The organism is Pseudomonas sp. NY15356 (assembly GCF_048068175.1).
Classification (GTDB): Bacteria; Pseudomonadota; Gammaproteobacteria; order Pseudomonadales; family Pseudomonadaceae; genus Aquipseudomonas; species Aquipseudomonas putida_K.
In genome coordinates this window covers 1-1,365 of the sequence record NZ_JBLUPW010000064.1, presented here as the reverse complement: position 1 = coordinate 1,365, position 1,365 = coordinate 1, and the positions used below count along the sequence as shown (strand labels likewise).

Below are 1,365 nucleotides of genomic sequence, written 5' to 3'. Positions count from 1 at the left end.
CCCCCTAATGAGATGGTCACCCCGCCCCCTGCGAAAGCTACGATTTCGCAGGGGGCTTTTACCGCGGAGATCGTCATCATGAGCACAGTGACACTGATCGGCATCGATATCGGCAAACATAACTTTCATCTGCATGCTCAGGACAAGTCCGGCAAGGAGGTCTTGCGCAAGAAGTGCTCACGGCAGCAGATGATGGCATTCCTAGCCAATCATCCCATTTGTACGGTGGTAATGGAGGCCTGCGCCGGCGCGCATTACCTGGCTCGAGAGTTCAAGGCTATGGGCCATGATGCCAAGCTGATTTCGCCTCAGTTCGTGAAGCCTTTCGTCAAAAGCAACAAAAACGACTATGTCGATGCCCAAGCAATATGCGAAGCCGCCTCTCGCCCATCCATGCGCTTCGTGACACCCAAGTCGCCTGATCAACAAACGCTGTCTGTTTCCCACCGGATCCGTGAATCGTTGATCCGCGACCGTACTAAGACCGTGAATCAGATGCATGGCTTTCTGCTTGAGTTCGGCATCAGCTTGCCGGTCGGGCTGGCAGTCATCAAACGCCTGGCCTCAGTCTTGGAAGAACACGATCTACCCGTCCGGCTCACCGCGCTGCTGCAGCGGCTGCATGACCACTTTCTCTACTTGGACGACCAAATCAAGGTGTTAGACAAAGAGCTGGAAAGCCAGCTGACTGACGATGATCTCGGAAGTCGTTTGCTGAGCATTCCGTGTATCGGGCCGATCACCGCCAGTCTCCTGGCTGTGGAGATGGGCGACGGAGAGCAATATGGCAGCAGTCGCGACTTCGCGGCATCCGTGGGCTTGGTACCCAAGCAATACAGTACGGGTGGCAGACAGGCCTTGCTGGGGATCAGCAAGCGTGGCGACAAGAACCTTCGGTCTTTGCTGGTGTTATGCGCTCGGGTTTACCTGATGCGTCTGGAGCATCAAAAAGGCCCGTTGGCTGAGTGGGTGCGGTCGTTGTCGATGCGGCGCCACTCCAATGTGGTGGCCTGCGCGCTCGCCAACAAATTTGCCCGTATCGCATGGGCTATTGCGACACGACACACTCGATACTACGCGGGGCCAAGCGCCGTGACCACCTGACCCCGCAGGTGCAGCACCGTGTTTCACCATCAGGTTTTGCGATAGCTGGACAATAGATGAAATAAACGGCCGACCTGCCTAGCGACGACCCTGTGGGAAAAATTGGCTCTCTTGAAGCCGCCCCCCTTCTTAGGGACGCCAGGCGCGGATACTCATCGTGGCGCGGGATGCAATCCCAAACAGACGCCGGATAGATTTAGGCAAGCCATCCATTTCATCCGATGATCAGTATTGCAAAAAATGGGGTGACCATAGATTTTT

The 1,365-nt window shown here is 55.8% G+C and carries 1 protein-coding gene; it reads left to right on the top strand.

Annotated features, from left to right (window positions below; all coding sequences use genetic code 11):
- Nucleotides 1–78 precede the first annotated feature (78 nt).
- Nucleotides 79–1,104 (top strand): IS110 family transposase, encoded by a 1,026-nt coding sequence (locus tag ACNFCI_RS23900; protein ID WP_414816593.1) that lies wholly within the window; start codon nt 79–81, stop codon nt 1,102–1,104.
- Nucleotides 1,105–1,365: the final 261 nt, after the last annotated feature.